Origin of the sequence: Brenneria goodwinii (assembly GCF_002291445.1) — a bacterium.
GTDB lineage: Bacteria > Pseudomonadota > Gammaproteobacteria > Enterobacterales > Enterobacteriaceae > Brenneria > Brenneria goodwinii.
The window spans coordinates 1698365-1722059 of record NZ_CP014137.1 but is presented as its reverse complement, the minus strand read 5'-3'; the positions used below and the strand labels follow the sequence as shown (position 1 = coordinate 1722059).

Genomic DNA, 23695 nt, shown 5'->3' with positions numbered 1-23695 from the left:
CCGTTAATCCAACCCGCGAGATGAATAAGTAAGGAATAGTGATGCAGGTTTTTTGGCTGGATACGCTGCCAACCCCTATCGGGGAATTAATGATTGTTGCGGATGAGAATAATTGCTTACGGGCGGTGGAATGGCGTGAATATGAAGAAAAGTTATATCGTGTGCTCAATAGCAGTTACAAGAATGATCCCTTCAGGTTACAGCCCTGCCATAATCCCGGTGGATTAACAGACGATCTGCAACATTACTTCGCTGGCGATTTAAACATTATTGAAACGATACCGGTCGCTGCGGTCGGAACCGAATTTCAGCAACAGGTATGGCGCGAATTACGCCAAATTCCCTGTGGAGAAATAACGAGTTATGGGGAATTGGCCTCTCGTCTGGGGCGGCCTTCCGCCGCTCGTGCGGTGGGGATGGCTAATGGCTCAAACCCCATCAGCATTGTTGTTCCCTGTCATCGGGTTATCGGCGCGAATGGCGCATTAACCGGTTATGCCGGCGGCGTTCATCGTAAGCAATGGTTATTAACCCATGAGGGATATTTCCCGCAGCAGAATATATTAGCGTTATGAAAGATATTTTCTGACAACGGCCTGATTGCTAACGCGTATTTGGCCTGATATAAGGCCGAATTATCTTGGTTCGTATATATTGGTCTCTTGGCGAGGTTATCGGACTTATCACCGACGATAAAAGCTGTTAAAATTGACCAATATCAATTATCGCCTGAGCAAAGTCTATGATCCCGGAAAAGCGAATTATCCGCCGCATCCAGTCTGGCGGTTGTGCGATCCACTGTCAGGATTGCAGTATCAGTCAGCTATGCATTCCCTTTACCTTAAATGAGCACGAGCTCGACCAGCTCGATAACATCATTGAAAGGAAAAAGCCTATTCAGAAAGGACAAGCTCTCTTCAAAGCTGGCGATGAGTTAAAATCTTTATACGCTATCCGCTCGGGCACGATTAAGAGCTATACCATCACCGAGCAAGGCGATGAGCAGATTACCGGTTTTCATCTGGCGGGCGACCTGGTTGGTTTTGATGCCATCGGTAATGCGCAGCACCCTAGCTTCGCGCAAGCGTTAGAGACATCCATGGTGTGTGAAATTCCATTTGAAACGCTGGATGATCTCTCAGGAAAAATGCCCAATCTGCGTCAGCAAATGATGCGTTTGATGAGCGGGGAAATCCGCGGCGATCAGGATATGATCCTGCTGCTGTCGAAGAAGAATGCCGAAGAACGTCTGGCCGCCTTCATTTATAACCTGTCTCGTCGCTTTGCCGAACGCGGTTTTTCTCCGCGGGAGTTCCGTCTTACCATGACTCGTGGCGATATTGGCAACTACCTTGGCTTAACGGTGGAAACCATTAGCCGTTTGCTCGGCCGTTTTCAGAAAAGTGAGATTCTGGCTGTAAAAGGCAAGTACATCACCATTGAGAATCTTGGCGCGCTCTCCGAACTCGCCGGCTCCTCGCCTAATCGAGCCTAATACCTTGTCGGATCGGTGAATATCCTAATTTATCGATCCGGCGTTCATTATCTGTTTTTCAAAACGATATTGTTCAAAACGATGCCATTGGGGTACTCTTAATTTACAGACTGTGAACTAACAGCTGTTTGGAGGACCTATGGCAAAGTATCAGAACTTACTTGTAGCTATTGACCCGAATCAGGATGACCAACCAGCGCTTCGTCGGGCGGTTTATTTGGTTCAGCGACTTGGTGGCCACATCAAGGCGTTTCTGCCTATTTATGATTTTTCTTATGAAATGACCACCCTGTTGTCTCCGGATGAACGGACGGAGATGCGACAAGGCGTGATTCAGCAGCGCACCGAATGGATTAAGGAGCAATGCAAATACTATCTTGATGCAGGCGTACCGATAGAAATCAAAGTGGTCTGGCACAATAAGCCATTTGAAGCCATTATCCAGGAGGTTATTGCCGGGCAGCACGACCTTTTACTGAAAATGGCGCATCAGCACGATCGATTAGAAGCGGTTATTTTCACCCCCACCGACTGGCAACTCCTGCGTAAATGCCCATGTCCAGTCTGGATGGTTAAAGATCAGCCCTGGCCGGAAATCAGCCGTGCGCTGGTCGCCGTCAACCTTTCCAGTGAAGACCCTTATCACGATCCTCTTAACATTAAGCTGGTATCAGAAACGCTGGAGCTGGCTAAACAGGTTAATGAAACGGAAGTTCACCTCGTCGGCGCCTACCCCGTTACGCCGATTAATATCGCCATTGAACTGCCTGATTTTGACCCCAGCGTCTACAACGATGCCATCCGCGGTCAACACCTTATCGCCATGAAGGCATTACGCCAGAAATTCAACCTGGACGAACGGGTGACGCATGTGGAAAAAGGGTTGCCCGAAGAGGTAATCCCTGATTTGGCGGAACATTTGCAGGCTGGCGTCGTGGTGCTGGGATCGCTGGGACGAACCGGGCTTTCCGCGGCGTTTATCGGTAACACCGTAGAGCATGTCATTGACCATCTGAAATGCGATCTGCTGGCGATCAAACCTGATGACTTTGTCAGCCCCGTTACGCTGGAAGGGGAAAAAGAAGAAGATAAAAATTAGTATAAAATTTGCATGATGTGCATAAAGAAAGGGGCGATGATTATCGCCCCTTTTTCGTCAACGTATCCAGATAAGGATTATAGTGCTTTCAGAATCGCTTCCACGCTGTCTTTGGCGTCGCCAAACAACATCTGCGTGTTTTCTTTGAAGAACAATGGATTCTGAACGCCGGCATAACCGGTATTCATCGAACGCTTGAACACAATGACATTCTGCGCTTTCCAGACTTCAAGAACCGGCATCCCCGCAATCGGGCTGTGCGGATCTTCCTGGGCGGCCGGGTTCACCGTGTCATTGGCGCCAATGACCAATACGGTATCGGTATCAGCAAAATCATCGTTGATTTCATCCATTTCCAATACGATATCGTAAGGGACTTTCGCTTCGGCCAACAGCACGTTCATATGACCGGGCAAACGCCCCGCCACCGGGTGAATACCAAACCGGACATTCACGCCACGAGCCCGCAGCTTGGCGGTAATATCGTGTACCGGATACTGCGCCTGCGCTACCGCCATGCCATATCCAGGAGTGATGATCACCGAGCTTGAGTTTTTGAGCAATTCAGCCACTTCTTCCGCCGATGTCTCGCGATACTCGCCCATCTCTTCGCTTTCACCGGTGGACGATCCGTCGGTACCAAAACCACCGGCAATAACGCTGATGAAGGAGCGGTTCATCGCCTTACACATAATGTAAGACAGAATGGCCCCGGAAGAACCCACCAAAGCGCCGGTCACAATCAACAGGTCGTTACTTAACATGAAACCTGCCGCCGCCGCCGCCCATCCGGAGTAGGAGTTCAGCATGGAAACCACAACCGGCATGTCGGCGCCGCCGATGGAAGCAACCAAATGCCAGCCGAACACCAATGCGATTGCGGTCATGACCAGTAAGGCAAGCGTCTGAATTACCACGCTGTCGGTGTTGACATATGCCAACAGCAGCAGGAAAGACACAACCAGCGCCGCCAGATTCATTTTGTGGCGATGAGGCAGCATCAGCGGTTTGGATGAGATTTTGCCGCGCAGCTTACCAAAAGCGACAACAGAACCGGTAAAGGTTACCGCACCGATGAAAATACCCAGGAAGACTTCCGTCAAATGGATATTCACCATCACCGGGTCGGTGATTTCGCCATGATCAAGAAAGCTGTTAAACCCAACCAGGACGGCAGCCAGGCCCACAAAGCTGTGAAGAATGGCCACCAATTCCGGCATTTCGGTCATTTCAACTTTACGCGCCAGATAAACGCCGATCGCGCCGCCAATTACCATGGCGAGAATGATCCAACCGACATTGCCGGTTTCCGGTCCGAGAATGGTGGCGATCAACGCTATCGCCATCCCGACGACACCGAAAATGTTCCCCTGACGGGACGTTTCGTGCTTGGACAAACCAGCCAGACTAAAAATAAACAAGATCGCGGCAACAATGTATGCAGCTGTAACTAATCCACCAGACATGTGTTACCCCTTAATTTTTGCGGAACATTTTCAGCATGCGCTGAGTGACGGTGAAACCACCGAAAATATTGATGCTGGCGATCAATACGGCAATGAAGGAAAAGAAAGAGACCCATCCGCCGTGGCCAATTTGCAACAATGCCCCTACCACGATAATCCCCGATATCGCATTCGTTACCGACATCAACGGCGTGTGCAGTGCATGGCTAACATTCCACACAACGTAGTACCCCACCACGCAAGCCAGTGCGAATACGGTGAAGTGAGACAGAAACTCTTTCGGCGCGACATTCGCCATCCAGCCAAACAGCAGGATCGCAATGGCGATGAAGGCATATTTCTTCCATGGCGAAGCCGGTTTCGCTGCTTCTTTCGCGACCGCGGCGGCGGGTTTGGCCTGTTGCGGTTGGGCAGACACCTGAATCGGCGGCGCGGGCCAGGTTACTTCGCCATTTTTGATCACCGTTACGCCACGAATGACGTTGTCTTCAAAATCAACGTCGATTTCGCCATTCTTCTCTTTGCATAACAGCTTCAGCAGGTTAACCAGGTTGGTGCCGTAAAGCTGGGAAGACTGGGTTGGCAGACGGCTGGGCAGATCGGTATAACCGATAATTTTGACGCCGTTTTCCGTCACCGTAACCTGATCGGCGACGGTCAGTTCGCAGTTGCCGCCGGTTTGCGCGGCCAGGTCGACAATCACGCTGCCAGGCTTCATGCTCAGAACCATATCTTTGGTAATCAGGCGTGGCGCGGGTTTACCCGGAATAAGCGCGGTGGTGACAATGATATCCACTTCTTTTGCCTGGGCGGCAAACAGTTCCATTTCCGCTTTGATAAAGGCTTCCGACATGACTTTGGCATAGCCGTCGCCGCTGCCTGCTTCCTCTTCAAAGTCGAGTTCCAGGAACTCGGCGCCCATACTTTTGACCTGTTCCTTAACTTCAGGACGCGTATCAAACGCACGGACAATCGCACCCAAGCTCCCTGCCGCGCCGATCGCCGCCAGACCGGCAACGCCGGCGCCGATAATCATGACCTTAGCCGGCGGAACTTTACCGGCAGCGGTAATCTGCCCCGTAAAGAAACGGCCAAATTCATGAGCGGCTTCTACAATGGCGCGATAACCCGCAATATTCGCCATTGAACTGAGCGCATCCATCGACTGGGCGCGTGAGATTCGGGGGACAGAATCCATTGCGAGTACCGTCACCTGACGCGAGGCCAGTTTTTCGAGTAACTCGGGATTCTGGGCAGGCCAGATAAAGCTGATAATCGTACTCCCCGCGCGGGTGAGTTCAATTTCCTCCTCTAGCGGTGCATTGACCTTCAGGACAATATCGGATTGCCAGATTTCTGCGGTATCCGCAATTGATGCGCCGGCTTCTGCATAAGCCGCGTCGTCAAAACTGGCAAGTTTCCCAGCCCCACGTTCTATCGAGACCTCAAAGCCGAGTTTCAGCAACTGTTCGACCGTTTTCGGCGTTGCTGCGACTCTTGCTTCATTGGTCAACCGTTCTCTTGGAACACCAATACGCATACTGATTCCCTTTTTTGCTTATTTTTAACGAAGGTTATGATAGTTACCTTACCTTGGTAATATGAATTTGGCGGAGAGCTATTTACCCTGTTCTCTAATGAGCCAATTCACCTATACCCTGTTTCTTTCAAATTACGATGCCGACGGCACCCTCGCTACACATAATAGACCAAGCACGCGCTTGATTACCGGTAAGGTTCAACTTGAAATCTATTTGGTATATAACCTACTGAAAATGTGAACGATGATCCATACATAAAACGAATTTCACATAAAAGCCGAGCTATCGTAGGCGTCATTCGCTTTTTTTGGTCGAAAATCACGCTCGCCACTCTCTTTTGTAGCATTATTATTAAGGTATTATTCTGGGGTATTTCACAAAAAACATGTGTTACGGGCTTGTTAATGTATGAAGTTCGCATAAATATCCCTTATGGTGATAAAACAATCATTAACCGTTATTATTTGCGCTTTTCCTTATTTCATTTCCATGAGGGCGCGTTGGAATATCCTGCAAAATGCTAAGGCATGTGTCTGTATTCCGTGCGATAATCCGGGGCTATTCGATGACATCTTGATTGCTTAGCACGTTATAAACCAAATGCGTCAGGCGAAAGGATCCTTTTATGAAGTTGAAGACTACTGTTGTTATTGCATCCGCACTACTCTCGTTATCGGCATTTTCAGCACAGGCGGCGAAGGAGCTTACGCCAGAACAGGCTGGCGCTTTGCAGCCATTTGAGCGCATTTCATTTAAAGGCCGGTTTAACGCTATCAATGAAGCGGTTGCCGCCGCATCGAAACGCGCGGATAAGTCAGGCGCCGATGCGTTTTATGTGCAGGATATGATAGACGAGAATTCCACTGGCAATTGGAACGTTATCGTTGACCTCTATCATAACGATGCGCCCAAAGCTAATGCCGATGATAAATACCGTACTTTTTATGGCGTTAAAGAGTTACCCAAAGATGTCGCCTATGCGTTGGAGCCGTATGATACGGTCACCGTCAGCGGTTTTTACCCCACTCAGCCCAGCCTGAATGAAGCGATCGCCAAAGCGGCAAAAGAAAAAAATGCGGCTTCATTCTTCATTGTGCGTCAAATCGACCTTAACACTGAAGGCGGCAACCAGAGAGCGACGGCGTTTATCTACAAGGCCGATGCGCCTAAGCGTCAGATCCAAAGCACCGATGTTATTCCTGCTGATTCCGAGGCCGGGCGCGCTGCTTTGGCCGCCGGCGGCGCTGAAGCGGCCAAAGTGGAAATTCCAGGCGTGGCGAACTCGGGTAGCCCAAGCCGCAACGTCGGCAATTTCTTTGAAACGCAGTCATCGAAAGGTGGGCGTTACACGGTAACGTTGCCGGATGGTAGCAAGATCGAAGAATTGAATAACGCCACTGCCGCGCAGATGGTGCCGTTTGATTCGATCACCTTCCGTGGAAACTACACCACCGGGCCCGACGTATCGGAAGCGATTGCCAAACGCGCCAAACAAAAAGGCGCCAAGTATTACCACATTACTAAACAGTGGCAGGGGAATGGTTCGAATATGACCATCAGCGCCGACCTGTATAAGTAATGCCATCCTAAAAAACCCGCATTATATATGACCCGCATTATATATGCGGGTCAGACTGCTGACAAAGCCCCTAATATACCCCTGTCATCCTTCGCGGCCCCAGCGCGGTCATTCCCGCAGTAGTAGGCGGGAATCTCCCGCTGAAACCGTAAACAGTCATTGGCTGATTCCCGCCTACGCGGGAATGACGGGTTTGGGAAGGTTTGTCATCAACCTCGGGTCAGACTGATACAGCGTCGCTTTCGTCATACCGAACCCATATCCGTCATTCCTGTCTTCCTGATATCAATGCATTGCCTGGAAGCAGATCCCCGCCTACTGATGCGGGGATGACGGATAGCTTTTGTCTGTAACCTCGGTTTTTTATCGGCTGGGTAACGTTAAGCCTACGTATCTCTTATTTACTGGTATCCAGTTCCGGGAAACTTTTCACCAGATCGTCAATGGCTTTGATCTGTTTGAGGAAGGGCTCCAGCTTATCCAGCGGTAATGCGGAAGGGCCATCGCATTTAGCGTTAACCGGATCGGGGTGCGCCTCAATAAACAGCCCCGCCAGCCCCACCGCCATCCCGGCGCGGGCAAGCTCGGTTACCTGCGCGCGTCTTCCGCCGGAGGCCGCGCCGAACGGGTCGCGGCATTGCAAGGCGTGAGTAACGTCAAAAATCACCGGTGAACCGTTGGATACCTGCTTCATAACATTAAAGCCAAGCATATCCACAACCAGATTATCGTAACCGAAGTTGCTGCCGCGATCGCAAAGAATCACCTGGTCGTTCCCGCCTTCGATAAATTTATCGACAATGTTGCCAACTTGTCCGGGGCTGACAAACTGGGGTTTTTTCACGTTAATGACGGCGCCGGTCTTTGCCATCGCCTCAACCAGATCGGTCTGACGGGCCAGGAATGCGGGCAACTGAATAACATCAACCACATCGGCAACCGGCTGAGCCTGGCATGACTCATGTACGTCAGTAATGACTTTTACGCCGAAGGCCTGTTTCAGTTCCTGGAAAATCTTCATCCCTTCTTCCAGGCCCGGACCGCGGTATGAATGAATGGAAGATCGGTTGGCTTTATCAAAGGAGGCTTTGAACACGTATGGAATACCCAGCTTTTGCGTTACCGTAACGTAATGCTCACAGATCCGCATCGCCATATCGCGTGATTCAAGTACATTCATGCCGCCAAACAATACAAAAGGCAGATCGTTGGCAACCGGGATATCCCCCACCTGGACCACTTTGTTCTTCATACTTTTACCTTAATGTCGGATAAATCAACGTTGAATACACCCGCCAACGTTCAAGTTTTCGTTTAGTTTCGCCTTGAAGTCGGGCGGGTATAAATATGCATTTATTAATGCAGGACGATGTGTTTTTGCTCTATTGAGTGGATTTGAACTTTAATCATTTCACTCACCGGATCTTCCGGGCATTGTTCAACAAAATAGTTAAGGTCGGATAGCGCAATGTGATCACAGTCCAGTTGGGCGTAAATCAAGCCACGGTCACGGATTTCATACGGATCGTCGGGATCAAACTGCAATACCGTTTCGCTGGCTTTCAACGCCAGCTCCATCTGTTTTTCCTCCATCAGCGCGACTTTCAGCGTATCGAGCATTTTGCGTACAATCAGCACGTTTTCGGCTTCATCCAAGTCTTCATCCATCAACTCTGACGACGGACCAATGTTGCCTTTCAGCCAAACATCCAGCACATGCTCGCTCAATGTATCGCCGTTCAGCGGATTAATCAGCCACATTTCTTCGTCCAGCCAGTCCGCCCGTAAAATAAGCTGGGTCGGGAAGATGACCGGCATCAGCGGCAGTCCGAGCTCATGCGCGATGTGCAGAAAGATAACGCCAAGCGATACCGGCATACCCTGGCGAGATTCCAAGACTTTATCCAGCCACAGCACGTCAGAAAGCCGATAGACACCGCTGGCGCCGCCGAACCCCCAGGTGTGAAAGAAGAGCTCGATGAGTTTTTCCAGCTGCATATCCTGCTCAAGATCTCCGGGAATAACGGCACGGGCATCGTCAACCAACTGTTGCAGATTTTTCCGCACATCCTGTGCGGGAAAGTCACGGCGAATCGCCTGTGAAATTAATACGACACCTTCACTTAACTGTGAACGATTGAATTCAAAATTAGCAATAGAACTCATAGTTATTCCATCAGCAACGGTAACTTAGTCAGCGAAATCTGCATTACCAGATAAAAGCATACCAAGGCAAGTATAAACGCCAACCAGCGTATAGTCCCACTGCGTGGGCGTTTCCCCAAAGCAACTGCGCCGAGAAGAATGTAAATAATAACGCCAAACAGTTTTTCCGTCAGCCAGCTTTGTCCGGCGGTGAACGGATAAATGCGATTAACAACGACTAAGCCAACACCGCTGACTAATAATAAAGTATCGTTGATATGCGGCAGTATCTTAATCCATCGTTGTTGTAGCATGGCAGACTGCCGGCATAACCAAAAAAAACGCAGCACAAATAAAAAAATACTGACGCCGACCGTCACCATATGCAGATATGCCAATCCTAAAAATAGCGCCACCCGCGTTGCCTCCTGAATAATTATTTATCTGCCGCTTTTGGCCATTGCCCTAGCGAAACGCGATCGTTATTTCCATAATCCTGACAGGTTTCTATCCGTTCAAACCCGTTGCATTGCAACAATTGACGCACAGCGGCGCCCTGTTGCCATCCATGTTCCAGTAATAGCCAACCGTCTGGCAGTAAATGGCCGGCGGCATGTTGGATAATGAAGCGTAAATCGGCCAGCCCGTTCTCTGCGGCCACCAATGCACTGCCTGGCTCAAAACGGACATCGCCCTGAGACAGGTGGATATCTTCGGCATCGATATAGGGCGGATTACTGACGATCAGCGTGTAACGCTGTTGCGATAACGCCGAAAACCAGTCGCTCAATAAAAAGCGGACATTCGTTATACCGAGCCGTTCGGCATTATGTCTCGCCAGCGTGACGGCGTCGGGCTGCGCATCTACGCCGGTTACCTGACAATCCTGGCGTTCGCTGGCAATGGCCAGTGCTATCGCCCCGGTGCCGGTGCCTAAGTCCAGGATGGCGGACGCTTCAGCAGGCAAGCGTTGCAATGCCTGCTCAACTAGGCACTCGGTATCAGGACGTGGGATCAGCGTGGCCGGCGATACCGCCAGCGGCAGCGACCAGAATTCACGCTCTCCCGTCAGGTAGGCAATGGGTTCTCCTTGAATGCGCCGTGCCAGCAGCGCATCCAATTGCTGCTCCTGGGCCTCCGTCAGCATCGTTTCACCAAACGCCAGCAAAAACGTCCGCGCCTTCCCGGTGACGAAACCCAGCAGGATCTCCGCATCCCGCTTTGGGCTTTCCCCCGCCGCCAGATACGCAATGGCCGATGCTAACCAGGTTTGATAATTCATCACTCTTGCTCTGAAAGCGCGGCAAGCTGGTCGGCCTGATATTCCTGAACTATGGGCTGAATCAGCATATCCAGCTTACCTTCCATGGCTTCATCCAGACGATAAAGCGTCAGATTAATACGGTGATCGGTCACCCTTCCCTGCGGAAAGTTATAGGTGCGGATACGATCCGACCGATCGCCGCTGCCAAGCAGGTTGCGGCGCGTAGAGGCTTCTTCCTGTTGACGCTTCTGCATTTCCGCGGCACGGATACGCGCGCCCAGTACCGATAACGCTTTGGCTTTGTTCTTATGCTGTGAACGTTCATCCTGACACTCAACGACGATGCCGGTCGGCAAGTGGGTAATACGAATGGCGGAATCGGTCGTGTTGACGTGTTGCCCTCCCGCCCCGGATGAACGGAAAGTATCGATCCGCAAATCGATTGGGTTGATCTCGGGCAGTTCGGCCTCCGGTATTTCCGGCATCACCGCCACGGTGCATGCCGACGTGTGAATACGCCCTTGCGACTCGGTCGCCGGGACGCGCTGCACGCGATGACCGCCGGACTCAAATTTGAGCTGACCATAGACGCCATCGCCGGATACTTTGGCAATAACTTCTTTATAACCGCCATGCTCGCCATCGCTGGCGCTCATGACTTCAACCTGCCAGCGGCGGGTTTCCGCGTATCGGCTGTACATACGGAACAGGTCGCCAGCGAAAATCGCCGCTTCATCGCCACCGGTTCCGGCGCGGATTTCAAGAAAGCAGCCGCGTTCATCATCCGGATCTTTCGGTAATAACAGAACCTGAAGCTGTTGCTCCAGCGCTTCAGCGGTTAATTTCGCCTGTTTTAATTCTTCCTGCGCCATTTCGCGCATCTCCGCGTCATCCAGCATGATTTCCGCGGTTTGCATATCTTCCTGTACCTGCTGCCACTGTTGGAAACAGCGCGTAATATCGGTGAGCTGCGCATATTCACGCGACAATGCGCGAAAACGGTCCATATCAGCGATCGCGCTCGACTCACCGAGCAACGCCTGAACTTCCTCATGGCGCTCTTGTAACGCTTCCAGTTTAGCAACAATAGAAGGCTTCATGCGGGCTGTTAAATCCTGTTAAAAGAGATGAATACTAGTCCAGCCCAAGGCTGTCACGTAAAGTTTGTAAACGATCCAGATCGCCATCGCGGGCGGCCTGTTGGAGAGATTTGGTAGGAGCATGGATTAAACGATTGGTTAAACGATGCGTCAATTCCTCAATGACCGTTTCCACATCGTTTCCCTGCTGAATAGCGGCAAGCGCCTTGGCCGTCATTTCCGAGCGGAGTTCCTCCGCCTGAGCCCGGTAATCACGGATGGTATCGACGGCGGATTGCGCCCGCAGCCAGGCCATAAAATCAGAGCTTTCCTGCTGAACAATCGATTCCGCCTGGATGGCGGCCGCTTTGCGCTGCGCCAGATTGTGTTGAATGATGGCGTGTAAGTCATCAACGCTATAAAGATAGACGTTAGGCAATTTACCGACTTCCGGCTCAATATCACGCGGGACGGCGATATCCACCATCAACATTGGCTGATTACGTCTTGCTTTCAGCGTTCTTTCCATCATCCCTTTTCCAATAATCGGCAGTGTGCTGGCAGTTGAGCTAATTACGATATCGGCTTGCGCAAGCTGCTCATCCAGTTCGGCGAGCGTAATGATTTCCGCGCCGACTTCAGCGGCCAGCGCCTGAGCGCGCTCGCGCGTACGGTTGGCAATCACCATCCGATGTACCTGATGTTCACGAAGATGGCGGGCAACCAGCTCGATGGTTTCCCCCGCGCCGACCAATAACACGTTAACATCGGCAAGGGATTCGAAGATCTGGCGCGCCAGCGTACAGGCGGCAAACGCGACAGACACCGCGCTGGCGCCGATGTCTGTTTCGGTGCGAACCCGCTTGGCGACGGTAAATGATTTTTGGAATAAGCGCTCAAGCTCGCCGGACACGTTATGCCCGCGCAATGATTCCGCAAAGGCTTTCTTCACCTGCCCCAAAATCTGGGGTTCGCCCAATACCAGCGAATCGAGGCCGCTGGCTACGCGCATCAGATGGCTGACGGCGGCATTGTCCTTATGCAAATAAAGACTGTCGCTGACTTCATCGGGATCCAGGTGGTGATATTCACACAACCAGTCAATCAGTTGCTCTCGCTGGTTCGCCTGCTCTTCAACGCTGAGATAGAGTTCGGTGCGATTGCAGGTGGACAGCAGTACGCCGCCCTGCACCATAGGTTGTTGCAGCAGGCTATTCAGAGCCTGCCCCAGCGCATCCGGCGAGAAAGAAACACGTTCACGCAAAGAAACTGGAGCCGTTTTGTGATTAATACCTAGCGCGAGCAACGTCATTGAACAATTCTTGAGTAATACCGGTGTTAGTATGGGTTTCGTCTGAGTGGCATTCTACTTGATGCCGGGATGCAAGAAAAGCGACAGCACACAATGCCTTCCCTCCTCGGTTATACTCTTCGGTGAAAATGCCAAATATTGACGCTGAGTAACAAGCCCGTTAGCGTGACACCTTATGATACTCAATCTCTGATTTATAGGATCTGACCGACATGCCACTAATCACCCTCCGTTGCTTGCGGCTACTGCCTTTAGCCAGTGTTCTACTGACGGCCTGTAGCCTTCACCAACCCACTTCGCCAGGGAAAAGTCCGACCTCTCCCGAGTGGCAACAACACCAGCAAAAAGTGCAACAGTTGAGCCAATATCAGACTCGCGGTTCCTTTGCCTATATCTCCGATAGCAAGAAACTATATGCCCGTTTTTATTGGGAAGAGTCATCATCGCAGCGTTATCGTCTGCTGTTGACCAACCCGCTGGGCAGCACGGAACTGGAACTGAGCGCACAACCGGGCAGCGTGCAGATTGCGGACAATCAGGGTAAACGCTATGTCGGGAAAGATGCCGAAGATATGGTACGACAGCTGACGGGCATGGCTATTCCGCTGAATAATCTGCGCCAGTGGATCATCGGGTTGCCGGGGGATGCGAGCGATTTCTCTCTCGATGATCGGTTCCTGCTGAATAAGGTGAACTATCGCCAGGGCGATCAAAACTGGAGCGTAAGCTACCAGAGCTATAACCAGAAGGTGAATCCGCCGCTGCCGGAAAGCCTGGAACTGACCCAGGGCGAACAGCGCATCAAGTTAAAAATGGATAACTGGATAGTAAAATAACCCATGCGACTCAACTTCATTGAGAAATGGCCGTCTCCAGCCAAACTGAACCTGTTCCTTTATATTACGGGGCGGCGTGCGGATGGCTATCACCTGCTGCAAACCCTGTTTCAGTTTTTGGACTATGGCGACACGCTGACGATTACGCCCCGTCAGGATGACGATATCCAGTTGCTCACGCCGATAGCCGGCGTTGATAACGAGCAGAACCTGATTGTCCGCGCGGCGCGTCTGCTGCAACGGCATTGTATAAGCCGCGGTATCCGGCCCGCCAGCTTTGGTGCGGATATTGGTATTGATAAGCGCCTGCCGATGGGCGGCGGACTGGGCGGCGGTTCGTCTAATGCGGCCACGGTGCTGGTCGCGCTTAATCACTTGTGGCGGTGTCATCTGCATGCTGACGATCTGGCGGCCCTCGGCCTGCAGCTCGGCGCTGACGTTCCGGTCTTCATTCATGGACATGCCGCATTTGCAGAAGGCGTCGGCGAAAAGCTGACGCCGGCCTATCCAGCGGAAAAATGGTATCTGGTGGCTCATCCGGGGATCAGCATCGCTACTCCGCTGATTTTTGGCGATCCCCAGCTAAAACGGAATTCGCCGCCCCGCTCTCTGGAAGTGTTGCTAAAGCAGACCTTCGTCAATGATTGTGAGACTATCGCAAGAAAACGTTTTCGTGAGGTTGAACAGCTACTTTCATGGCTGTTAGAATACGCCCCGGCGCGCCTGACTGGAACAGGTGCTTGTGTGTTTGCTGAGTTCGACACCGAGCCCGAAGCCCGCCAGGTGCTTGACCAGGCCCCGGAATGGTTAAATGGTTTTGTGGCGCGAGGCGTTAACGTCTCTCCGTTGCAACGCACGCTTTCCGGGCAACGTTAAGTTTTGATAACACCCCGCCTGTTTAGGTGTGTTTTATCAATCTTGATTCATACACCCGTATGCATATTGTGCCCTGCTGTTGCTCACCGCTCCCGGATATTATAGCGGGTACAATATTTCTCTGGACGCAAGCCTGAGGTTCTTCTCGTGCCTGATATGAAGCTTTTTGCTGGTAACGCCACCCCGGAACTAGCACAACGTATTGCCAACCGTTTGTACACTAGCCTTGGCGACGCCGCTGTCGGTCGTTTTAGTGATGGTGAAGTCAGCGTGCAAATCAATGAAAATGTACGCGGTGGTGATATTTTCATCATCCAGTCCACCTGTGCGCCGACCAACGATAACCTGATGGAGCTGGTTGTTATGGTTGACGCGCTTCGCCGCGCTTCCGCAGGACGAATCACAGCCGTTATTCCCTATTTCGGCTATGCTCGTCAGGATCGTCGGGTACGCTCTGCCCGTGTGCCAATCACCGCCAAAGTGGTTGCCGATTTTCTTTCCAGCGTAGGCGTTGACCGTGTACTGACAGTAGATCTGCACGCAGAACAGATCCAGGGTTTCTTTGACGTCCCAGTCGATAACGTGTTCGGTAGTCCTATTCTGTTGGAAGACATGCTGCAGCAGGAACTGGATAACCCGATTGTGGTATCCCCGGATATTGGCGGTGTCGTTCGTGCCCGTGCGATTGCCAAACTGTTGAATGATACCGACATGGCGATCATCGATAAACGACGCCCGCGCGCCAACGTGTCTCAGGTGATGCATATCATCGGTGACGTTGCTGGCCGTGACTGCGTGTTGGTTGACGATATGATCGATACCGGCGGTACGTTGTGTAAAGCCGCGGAAGCATTGAAAGAACGTGGCGCCAAACGCGTATTTGCTTATGCGACGCATCCGATTTTCTCAGGTAAAGCGTACGACAACATTAAAAACTCGGTTATTGATGAAGTGATTGTCTGCGATACCATTCCGCTGACAGACAAAATCAAATCCCTGCCCAATGTTCGTACCTTGACGCTGTCAGGCATGCTGGCCGAAGCGATTCGCCGCATCAGCAATGAAGAGTCCATCTCTGCTATGTTTGAGCACTAATCGTTTCCGGCCGAGCTGGCTGTTTACGCGAATAAGCCACCTGTAAAAAGGTGGCTTATTTATTGGCGTCGAAATTGGCGTGAAAGATCGTGGGCAATAAAAAACCGCCATAACCACAGGGCTACAGCGGATTTGAATTCTCTATAGATTAATCGCGCTATGAATGCCGCTCTCTCCGGCAGCGCTTATCGAAATGTTTTAACCACCAATAACGATCGGCGACTTTTTCACGGCCGCTAATACGTGCGCCAGCCAGCCAGGAAATTGCCCCGGTAAAAATGGCGACTAAATCAATATAGGCCGAATGATGCGGCAAGTTCAGATCGGGAAATTGGCTAATGATGGAGTAAGCAATACCGCCAATCATCAGAAACATACCGATGCCCATCAACACATTGCCCAATGTGGTAGCACTCTTACGTTTCATCTGTCACCTCCAGATAAACTCTGCGGATGAATGGGGCTTCGTTGTGTTGCTTGAATTATAGACAATCAGGCGCCGGGTGATTGCGGGAGGGATCACAGATAACGGAGTAAAATGAATATTTTTTTACGTTTTAGCAAATAAATAGACAAATATTTAAATAATTTCCACTGGTATTCATTAGAAACCGTTCACATAGACCCTGTTGCGTTTAGCATCATGCTATTCGCCGTGGCTTCAAGTAATAAAGAGATATGTGTAAACTATCGCCCTTCTCTGCTATTTAAATTACGCTTTGCTATATCGAATGACCGCGATACGGCACGCAATCTGGAATATTATCGTGAGTAGCATTAAGTTAATTGTTGGCCTGGCTAACCCTGGCGCTGAATATGCGGCCACTCGTCATAATGCGGGAGCCTGGTATGTTGACCGTCTGGCTGAAATTTATCGCCAGCCGTTGAAGGAAGAAAGTAAATTTTTTGGTTATACCTCACGCCTCAACCTGGCCGGTCATGATATCCGGCTATTGGTCCCTACTACGTTCATGAACCTGAGTGGTAAAGCCGTAGCGGCCATGGCGACATTTTATCGGATTCAGCCGGACGAGATCCTGGTTGCGCATGACGAACTGGACTTATTGCCGGGGATTGCCAAACTCAAATTAGGCGGCGGCCACGGCGGCCACAATGGATTGAAAGACATCATCAGCAAATTGGGTAATAACCCTAACTTCCATCGGTTACGCATTGGTATCGGGCATCCGGGTGATAAGAATAAAGTGACCGGCTTTGTTCTGGGGAAACCGCCCGTCAGCGAACAAAAGCTGATTGACGACGCTATTGATGAAGCGGTCCGCTGCACCGAGATTCTGTTAAAAGAAGATATGGTGAAAGCGATGAATCGCTTACATTCGTTCAAAGCGGCATAAATCGCAGTCTGATGCCGATGGCCGATCGAGATAAACAGTCATTCCGTGTATAATCAGCCGGAATATTTGTCATTCTGACAGACAACTTAAAATAATTGTCTGATTAATAAGTAATTTAAGGTGATATAAACATGGGATTCAAATGCGGTATCGTCGGCCTGCCTAACGTCGGTAAATCCACTCTGTTCAACGCGCTGACCAAAGCGGGTATTGAAGCGGCCAACTTCCCGTTTTGTACCATTGAGCCTAATACCGGTGTGGTGCCCATGCCCGATCCGCGTCTGGATAAACTGGCTGAGATCGTCAAACCGCAGCGCACCCTCCCCACCACCATGGAATTTGTCGACATCGCCGGGCTGGTGAAAGGCGCGTCCAAAGGTGAAGGCCTGGGCAATCAGTTTCTGACCAACATTCGTGAAACTGAAGCTATCGGACACGTGGTGCGTTGCTTCGAAAACGAAAATATAGTTCACGTTTCCGGCAAAGTTAACCCGGCAGACGATATTGACGTTATCAATACCGAGCTGGCGCTCTCCGACCTGGATACCTGTGAGCGCGCCATTCATCGCGTACAGAAAAAAGCCAAAGGCGGCGATAAAGACGCTAAAGCCGAACTGGAAGCGCTGGAAAAATGCCTGCCGCAGTTGGAAAAAGCCGGTATGCTGCGCTCGCTGGATCTCAGCCCGGAAGAAAAAGCCGCGATTCGCTACCTGAGCTTCCTGACGCTGAAACCGACCATGTACATCGCCAACGTGAACGAAGACGGTTTTGAAAACAATCCGTACCTCGATCAGGTGCGTGAGATAGCCGCTGCCGAAGGTTCCGTTGTCGTACCGGTTTGCGCCGCGGTTGAATCCGATATCGCCGAACTGGATGATGAAGAACGTGATGAATTCATGGCCGAACTGGGCTTGACGGAACCGGGTCTGAATCGTGTTATCCGCGCCGGTTATGAACTGCTTAACCTGCAAACCTACTTCACCGCGGGCGTTAAAGAAGTTCGCGCGTGGACCATTCCCGTCGGCGCCACGGCTCCGCAGGCCGCCGGCAAGATCCACACCGACTTCGAAAAAGGCTTTATCCGCGCCCAGACCATCGCTTATGAAGACTTCATCACCTACAAAGGCGAGCAAGGCGCGAAAGAAGCGGGAAAAATGCGTTCAGAAGGTAAAGACTACATCGTGAAAGATGGCGATGTAATGAACTTCTTGTTTAACGTCTAATTCATTTTTGTTGTCTCATGGAATCTCAATGCATCCCATGACGACTGACAAACTCTCTAAAATCCACGCAATTGCGTGGATTTTTCATTAGACATCCCGGCGACCGCCATGCCGCTCCACCCGAAATGTCCCGCAACTATGGCGCCTAATGCCGAGCCGGCTAATGAGAATCGTCAAATGGCCAATCTGGATATTTGGCGGAATCAGCAGGATATGAGGAATGGCGTCGCCGAAAACCCGCTTTCCATCAAGGAAAGCGGGCTGAGGATGATGACTTAGCGGTAAACAATGCCGCCATCAATCAAGATAGACTGACCGGTGACATAGTCAGAATCAGGACCGGCCAGGTAGGATACCAGACCTGCCACGTCATCCGCCGTTTCGGCACGGCCAAGAGCAATACCGTCCACGTATTTTTTGTAGGTTTCACCCACCGGCGTACCGGTAATTTCCGCGAAACGGCGATCCATATGTTCCCACATTCCGGTGCCGACAATCCCCGGGCAGTATGCATTCACCGTGATTCCGCGGCTGGCATACTCTTTGGCGGCGGCCTGGGTCAAGGCGCGCACGGCAAATTTGGTGGCGGAATAAACGCCGAGTAAAGCGAAACCATCATGACCGGCAATGGAGCAGGCGTTAATGATTTTGCCTTTCTGTTTTCTGTCGATAAATTTCTTCGCTGCGGCCTGAATGCCCCAGAGTGTCCCTTGCACGTTGATACGCATGATGCGATCAACCTCTTCCGGCGTGACATCGGCCAGCGCCTGAACCTGGGAAATACCCGCATTGTTGACAATAATATCGAATCCACCTAACTGTTTCTCAGCCAGATCGATAGCTTCGTAAACCTGAGCGCGATCGGAAATATCGGCAACAAACGTTGCCGCCTTACGCCCCAATGCTTCAACTTCCGCGGCCACCTTATCCAGACCGGAACGATTAACGTCGACCAGCATTATCGATGCCCCGTCTCTGGCCAGACGCAATGCGATACCACGGCCAATACCCTGCCCGGCGCCGGTTACCAACGCTACTTTATTTTCGATAGCCATACTCTGAACCCACCTCATTACTGATCAAATAAACCAATAGTTACTGATGCAATGCCCGCTCATTCGCTGTGGGAATGACGCCGAGCACTGCTTCCGACAGCCTGGGGCGAACAAAATCATCCCAGGCGAAACTTTCATCCGTCGCCTCAAGTGCAAGGCACAATGGCCGTGACCCCGCAGAATTGACCCGATATAATCGTGATATACGTCAGGTTTTTCGCATATGCTGACCGCGATGTCCTGTTCACTGGCGTGTAGGTGTATGAATTCGGGGATATCGCCGCTGATATTTTCAGCGTGCAGGTGTTCTTCAAACTCACGATTCGCGCATCTTGCGATAAGCCGGTCACAACCTGTTGCTCATTCAGCTCCGTTCCCTGCCGGTACGGTCGTGCGGAGCGCTAAGCACTTGTTCCTGCTCTATTTGCGGAAGATGGCTATACTTTATAGAAGTGAACAAACACGGTATACCCCCCCGGTTGGGGGGGCCGAATACGGATGGGACAAGCTATAGCGTGCTGGTTCGGTTGATCCTCGTTAACAACCTTGAAAACACTTATTGAATAAAGGAAACATCGGCACGTATGGCGTTTTTACTCCCAATGCACTACCCGCTGGCAAAATTTGTTAATGAAGAACCTTTTCGCTTTACGCGCAAGCTGCCGCTGATCCTCACCAAACTTACGCCACCGCGCACATCGGGGATGTTGTTGCCGCGAGAGCGTCTGTTACAACGGCTTGACGAGGCTGCATCATGCAGCCTGACGCTGGTTTGCGCCGCGGCAGGATTTGGTAAAACCACCCTGCTGGCGCAGTGGTATCACCGTCGCCGGCAGCGAGGGGATGCGGTGGTCTGGCTAAGCCTTGACGAAGACGACAACACGCCGCTGTTATTTATGCGTTATCTGCTGGAGGCGCTACGGCCCCTGTATCCCGAGTGGAGCGCAGCCTTCCAACAGTGTCTGAAGGGCGAACTGCCCGCCGATTTTTCGATGTTTCTGGCGTCGCTCATCAACCAATTGCACCATTGCCCGCATCCGCTGTACCTGATTTTGGATGATTATCAAAGCATCAGCCAGCGCGAAATAGGTGACGGGCTCGCGTATCTTCTTAATCATGCCCCCTCTTCTCTGCACCTGATTATCGGCAGCCGCTCCCGGCCGCTTCTGGATCTGAGCCGCCTGCGGATTCAGGATCAACTGGCGGAAATTTACGATAACGATCTGCGCTTCACGTTTGAGGAAGCCAACGCCTATTTTATGGATTCAACACCGGCGATGGTCAGAAAGCAGGATATTCAGCGGCTTATCTCCCTGACCGAGGGCTGGATCGCGGGCATGAAGCTCGCCGCCCTGTCGGCCGACTGGCGCACTGATCCCGGTTGCTTTATCGGCAGCCTGAGTGAAAGTTCCCGTACGATTACCCGCTATCTGGAAGAGGTTATTTTCAAGCCGCTGCCGCCAGAAGTGTTCGACTTCCTGTTATGCACGTCCATACTTCAGCGCCTTAACCCCGCCTTGTGCAATGCCGTAACCGGGCGGAGCGACGGCGAGGCAATATTGGCCTGGATAGAACGGCACAACCTGTTTCTCTGTGCCCTGGGCGAAGGCGGCTCCTGGTTCCGCTATCATCCGCTAATACGCGATACGTTGCTCAACCGGCTGCAAAACTCAGCGGATAAAGACATCCGGATCCTGCACGAACGGGCCGGTAATTGGTTTGCCGGTCAGAATTTATGGTCTGAAGCGGTACGGCACACCTTAGCCGCCGGCAAAACAGGCAGTAAGCATGCCGAAGCCGGGGCTCAATCGCTGGCCGAAGAAGGCGATATTGATACGCTGGTGCGCTGGATGCGCTATCTGCCCGCCAACCTGGAGCCTTCCCGCATTGATCTACAGCTCAATCTGGCCTGGGCGCTGGCACATCATTTTCGTTTTAATGACGCCCGCCAGTTACTTGATGCCATCGCCGTGCTGGTGGCGGACAACCGCGACGGCCTGACGCACAGCATCTGGATTAAGTTACAGGTGATTCGGGCAATTTGCGAAGCCTTTGCCGAAAACATTCCGCAAAGTATTGCCCTGGCTGAACCGCTATTACGCGAAGTTCCCTGCGGCGATGTTTGGGTGGACGGCCTGGTATGCAATATTCTCAGCTATTGTCATCTGGTTGATTTACGCCCGGAGCAGGCTCTGAATGTGCAACGCCGCCTGCCGGGCACTAAAGTCGCGAACAGGAACCTGTTCGTTGAAGTTTACCGCGCGTTTGTGGTGGCCCAGGGCTATCTGCGCCAGGGCAATCTGGCTGAAGCCGAGCGTCAGGCATCCCAGGCGCTGCGGTATGCCGAACGGCATACCGGAAATAATTCCAGCAGTGGTGCGACGCTCGCCCCTATTCTGGCGGAGATTGCCTGGGAACAGGGTGATGTGGGCCGGATTGACGCGCTGCTCACCTTGCGGCTGGATATGATCGATAATTTCTGTCCGCCTGATAGCCTCAGCCGTTGCTATATCGTTTTGGCGCGTCAGGCGCAGTTAAACAAGCAGTCTGGCGAAGCCGATCGGTTACTGCTGCACGCCGAAGGACTGGCGATCGGCCGGGGCTGGTCTCGGGCGCGGGCGCCGTTGCTGGCCGAACGGCTAGCGGTGCGCCTTCGGCAGCGGGATATCGACGGCGCCAGACACATACTCGGCCAGTTGCACGCGTTAGCTCATGAATCCGGGCCGGGGAAAGATGCCCCGAGCCAGAATGTTATTCTCTATTATCTGCGCGTAAGCCGCAGTCGTTTGCTGATTGCCGAAGGTGAACCGTTGGCCGCTGCCGACATGATCGACCAGTTGGCCGGCGCACAGGAGCAATGCGCAGAGTGGTTGTCGGCCGTACGGTTAAGAATTATGCAGACGGTCGCCCTGCGGCGAGCAGGCGAGGAAGCGCGCGCTTGCGAGATCTTCAAACCGGTGTTACAGCGGGCGATACAGCAAAAACTCCAGCGTAGCCTATTGGATGCCGGCCCTGACCTGTTGCCTTTGCTCAGTCCATTATGCAAGAAACTGCCCCCTAGCGCCGAATGGGCCGAGACGATCGCGATATTATCGCAACAGGCCGCGGACGAAGGCGGACTGCCGGCGGATGATATCCCGCAATCACAGTCACTTGTGTTGACCGAACGCGAACAACAAATGCTCCAGCTCATTGCCGATGGTTATTCCAATAAGGGGATCGCCCGCTCGTTGGGGATCTCGTTTGAGACGGTAAAATGGCACCTGAAGCAGGTGTATGAAAAGTTGCAGGTCAGTGGCCGAATTCAGGCGATTAATCAGGCCAGAGAATGGAATCTATTAAGCTGAGCAAGTTCTGGATATTCCGAACGGATAAGATCGGCGTACTGGAAAACAGCGGACATGAAATAACTCCTGATTGATATCGCTTCGCGCATTGTCAGGCAGTCATTTTTTTCTGTCTTGAATGAAATTGCAGGCCGGAATTGTCCTGATTAACGACGCCTGATATCGTGCGCGTCTATATCTACCTTCTTGCGGTTATTTTCCCTGCATAACAATACGGATGCCCAGCCCGCAATAAATCAGTCCGGTGATCTTCCCCTGTAGCTTAAGTGCGGACGGCCTCTTGCGCATGAATTCGCCAATCCAGCCCGCGCTTAGCGAAAAGACGGCGGTACTCAATAAGCCTAATGCGACAAACGTGATACCCAGTTCCGCCAGTTGTAGCGCCGGCGAGCCGGTTTCGGTACGGATAAACTGCGGCAGAAAGGCCAGAAAAAACAAAGCGGTTTTGGGGTTGAACACCTCGGTGATCACCGCTCTGATAAACGCCGATTTTGCGTTTACGAGCGGTAAATTCATTCCACCAAAGGTATGTGTTTTTTGCAACAGCGTTCGGATCCCCAGGTACAGGAGATATCCCGCGCCAATAAATTTGATAATACTGAATAGCGTGGCCGACGCGGCAATAATGGCTGAGACGCCGATAACGGCCATTAGCGTGTGAAATAAATCCCCCACGGCTATTCCTGCGCCGGTCGCAAGCCCTACCCGGGTTCCGGAACTTGATGCCAGCGCCACAGTGAGCAATGTCGCCGGCCCCGGAATGAATACAAAACCGAAAACAATACTCACGTAGGTTATAAATACCGTACTTTCGATCATCCTTCATCCTTATGAAAAAGTGATGATGTTGCCGATGCAAGCAGCAGGAACAAGCGCTCTTCAGTAATGACGCGATCGGCATCCTGCAAGGTAGAAATCCGTATTTCAA

At 51.8% G+C, this 23695-nt stretch carries 21 protein-coding genes and 1 pseudogene; 10 read left to right on the top strand and 12 right to left on the bottom strand.

What is annotated here, in order from left to right; genetic code table 11:
* The first annotated feature begins 41 nt into the window (after nucleotides 1-41).
* The 3 genes from ogt (at nucleotide 42) to uspE (ending at nucleotide 2594) form a co-directional block, all read left to right on the top strand.
* Nucleotides 42-575 (top strand): methylated-DNA--[protein]-cysteine S-methyltransferase, encoded by a 534-nt coding sequence (gene ogt / locus ACN28R_RS07675; RefSeq protein ID WP_048638873.1) that lies wholly within the window; start codon nucleotides 42-44, stop codon nucleotides 573-575.
* A 167-nt stretch (nucleotides 576-742) separates the two neighbouring features.
* The gene (locus tag ACN28R_RS07670; RefSeq protein WP_048638872.1) at nucleotides 743-1495 is read left to right on the top strand and encodes an FNR family transcription factor; all 753 of its coding nucleotides are present in this window, start codon (nucleotides 743-745) and stop codon (nucleotides 1493-1495) included.
* Between the two features lie 139 nt (nucleotides 1496-1634).
* Nucleotides 1635-2594, top strand: coding sequence for a universal stress protein UspE (gene uspE, locus ACN28R_RS07665; RefSeq protein ID WP_048638871.1), 960 nt, complete (start codon nucleotides 1635-1637; stop codon nucleotides 2592-2594).
* A 77-nt stretch (nucleotides 2595-2671) separates the two neighbouring features.
* Here uspE and pntB read toward each other — a convergent pair whose 3' ends face one another.
* On the bottom strand, nucleotides 2672-4060 hold the full coding sequence (gene pntB / locus ACN28R_RS07660; protein WP_048638870.1) for a Re/Si-specific NAD(P)(+) transhydrogenase subunit beta: 1389 nt from the start codon (nucleotides 4058-4060) through the stop codon (nucleotides 2672-2674).
* Nucleotides 4061-4070: 10 nt separating this feature from the next.
* Nucleotides 4071-5600, bottom strand: coding sequence for a Re/Si-specific NAD(P)(+) transhydrogenase subunit alpha (gene pntA / locus ACN28R_RS07655; protein ID WP_095834087.1), 1530 nt, complete (start codon nucleotides 5598-5600; stop codon nucleotides 4071-4073).
* Nucleotides 5601-6226: 626 nt separating this feature from the next.
* Between pntA and ydgH the strand changes: the two genes are divergently transcribed.
* Complete coding sequence (gene ydgH / locus ACN28R_RS07650; RefSeq protein WP_095834086.1) at nucleotides 6227-7180, top strand: DUF1471 family protein YdgH; 954 nt, start codon at nucleotides 6227-6229, stop codon at nucleotides 7178-7180.
* A 397-nt stretch (nucleotides 7181-7577) separates the two neighbouring features.
* On the opposite strand, the gene kdsA is transcribed toward ydgH, so the two are convergent.
* The 6 genes from kdsA to hemA form a co-directional block, all read right to left on the bottom strand.
* Complete coding sequence (gene kdsA, locus ACN28R_RS07645; protein ID WP_048638867.1) at nucleotides 7578-8432, bottom strand: 3-deoxy-8-phosphooctulonate synthase; 855 nt, start codon at nucleotides 8430-8432, stop codon at nucleotides 7578-7580.
* A gap of 104 nt (nucleotides 8433-8536) precedes the next feature.
* Nucleotides 8537-9346, bottom strand: a complete 810-nt coding sequence (sirB1, locus tag ACN28R_RS07640; RefSeq protein ID WP_048638866.1) for an invasion regulator SirB1 — start codon at nucleotides 9344-9346, stop codon at nucleotides 8537-8539.
* A 2-nt stretch (nucleotides 9347-9348) separates the two neighbouring features.
* A complete protein-coding gene (locus ACN28R_RS07635; protein ID WP_072065889.1) occupies nucleotides 9349-9741 on the bottom strand; it encodes a SirB2 family protein in 393 nt (130 codons plus the stop codon).
* 20 nt (nucleotides 9742-9761) lie between these two features.
* Nucleotides 9762-10607 carry a peptide chain release factor N(5)-glutamine methyltransferase gene (gene prmC / locus ACN28R_RS07630; RefSeq protein WP_095834085.1) on the bottom strand — a complete coding sequence of 282 codons (846 nt, stop codon included), beginning with the start codon at nucleotides 10605-10607 and terminating at the stop codon, nucleotides 9762-9764.
* The gene (gene prfA, locus ACN28R_RS07625) at nucleotides 10607-11689 is read right to left on the bottom strand and encodes a peptide chain release factor 1 (protein ID WP_095834084.1); all 1083 of its coding nucleotides are present in this window, start codon (nucleotides 11687-11689) and stop codon (nucleotides 10607-10609) included. The genes prmC and prfA overlap by 1 nt, the downstream gene beginning before the upstream one ends.
* Before the next feature lie 34 nt (nucleotides 11690-11723).
* A complete protein-coding gene (gene hemA / locus ACN28R_RS07620; RefSeq protein ID WP_048638863.1) occupies nucleotides 11724-12980 on the bottom strand; it encodes a glutamyl-tRNA reductase in 1257 nt (418 codons plus the stop codon).
* 212 nt (nucleotides 12981-13192) lie between these two features.
* Between hemA and lolB the strand changes: the two genes are divergently transcribed.
* From lolB to prs, 3 genes are all read left to right on the top strand, one after another.
* A complete protein-coding gene (gene lolB / locus ACN28R_RS07615; protein WP_048638862.1) occupies nucleotides 13193-13816 on the top strand; it encodes a lipoprotein insertase outer membrane protein LolB in 624 nt (207 codons plus the stop codon).
* A 3-nt stretch (nucleotides 13817-13819) separates the two neighbouring features.
* Nucleotides 13820-14692: a 4-(cytidine 5'-diphospho)-2-C-methyl-D-erythritol kinase gene (gene ispE / locus ACN28R_RS07610; protein WP_095834083.1), complete on the top strand. Its 873-nt coding sequence runs from the start codon at nucleotides 13820-13822 to the stop codon at nucleotides 14690-14692.
* A gap of 147 nt (nucleotides 14693-14839) precedes the next feature.
* Nucleotides 14840-15787: a ribose-phosphate diphosphokinase gene (gene prs / locus ACN28R_RS07605; RefSeq protein ID WP_121514191.1), complete on the top strand. Its 948-nt coding sequence runs from the start codon at nucleotides 14840-14842 to the stop codon at nucleotides 15785-15787.
* Between the two features lie 157 nt (nucleotides 15788-15944).
* Here the strand turns inward: prs and ychH are convergent, their stop codons facing one another.
* Nucleotides 15945-16214 carry a stress-induced protein YchH gene (ychH, locus tag ACN28R_RS07600; RefSeq protein ID WP_048638859.1) on the bottom strand — a complete coding sequence of 90 codons (270 nt, stop codon included), beginning with the start codon at nucleotides 16212-16214 and terminating at the stop codon, nucleotides 15945-15947.
* Between the two features lie 304 nt (nucleotides 16215-16518).
* Between ychH and pth the strand changes: the two genes are divergently transcribed.
* Nucleotides 16519-17142, top strand: a complete 624-nt coding sequence (gene pth / locus ACN28R_RS07595; protein ID WP_095834082.1) for an aminoacyl-tRNA hydrolase — start codon at nucleotides 16519-16521, stop codon at nucleotides 17140-17142.
* A gap of 131 nt (nucleotides 17143-17273) precedes the next feature.
* Complete coding sequence (gene ychF / locus ACN28R_RS07590) at nucleotides 17274-18365, top strand: redox-regulated ATPase YchF (RefSeq protein ID WP_048638857.1); 1092 nt, start codon at nucleotides 17274-17276, stop codon at nucleotides 18363-18365.
* 275 nt (nucleotides 18366-18640) lie between these two features.
* Here the strand turns inward: ychF and ACN28R_RS07585 are convergent, their stop codons facing one another.
* Nucleotides 18641-19420 carry an acetoin reductase gene (locus ACN28R_RS07585; RefSeq protein WP_095834081.1) on the bottom strand — a complete coding sequence of 260 codons (780 nt, stop codon included), beginning with the start codon at nucleotides 19418-19420 and terminating at the stop codon, nucleotides 18641-18643.
* 159 nt (nucleotides 19421-19579) lie between these two features.
* Nucleotides 19580-19751: pseudogene (locus ACN28R_RS07580) on the bottom strand (ABC transporter substrate-binding protein); the annotation flags it as partial.
* A 253-nt stretch (nucleotides 19752-20004) separates the two neighbouring features.
* Between ACN28R_RS07580 and ACN28R_RS07575 the strand changes: the two are divergent.
* On the top strand, nucleotides 20005-22767 hold the full coding sequence (locus tag ACN28R_RS07575) for a winged helix-turn-helix domain-containing protein (protein WP_236840203.1): 2763 nt from the start codon (nucleotides 20005-20007) through the stop codon (nucleotides 22765-22767).
* Between the two features lie 192 nt (nucleotides 22768-22959).
* On the opposite strand, the gene ACN28R_RS07570 is transcribed toward ACN28R_RS07575, so the two are convergent.
* Nucleotides 22960-23586: a LysE family translocator gene (locus ACN28R_RS07570; protein WP_095834079.1), complete on the bottom strand. Its 627-nt coding sequence runs from the start codon at nucleotides 23584-23586 to the stop codon at nucleotides 22960-22962.
* Nucleotides 23587-23695 lie beyond the last annotated feature (109 nt).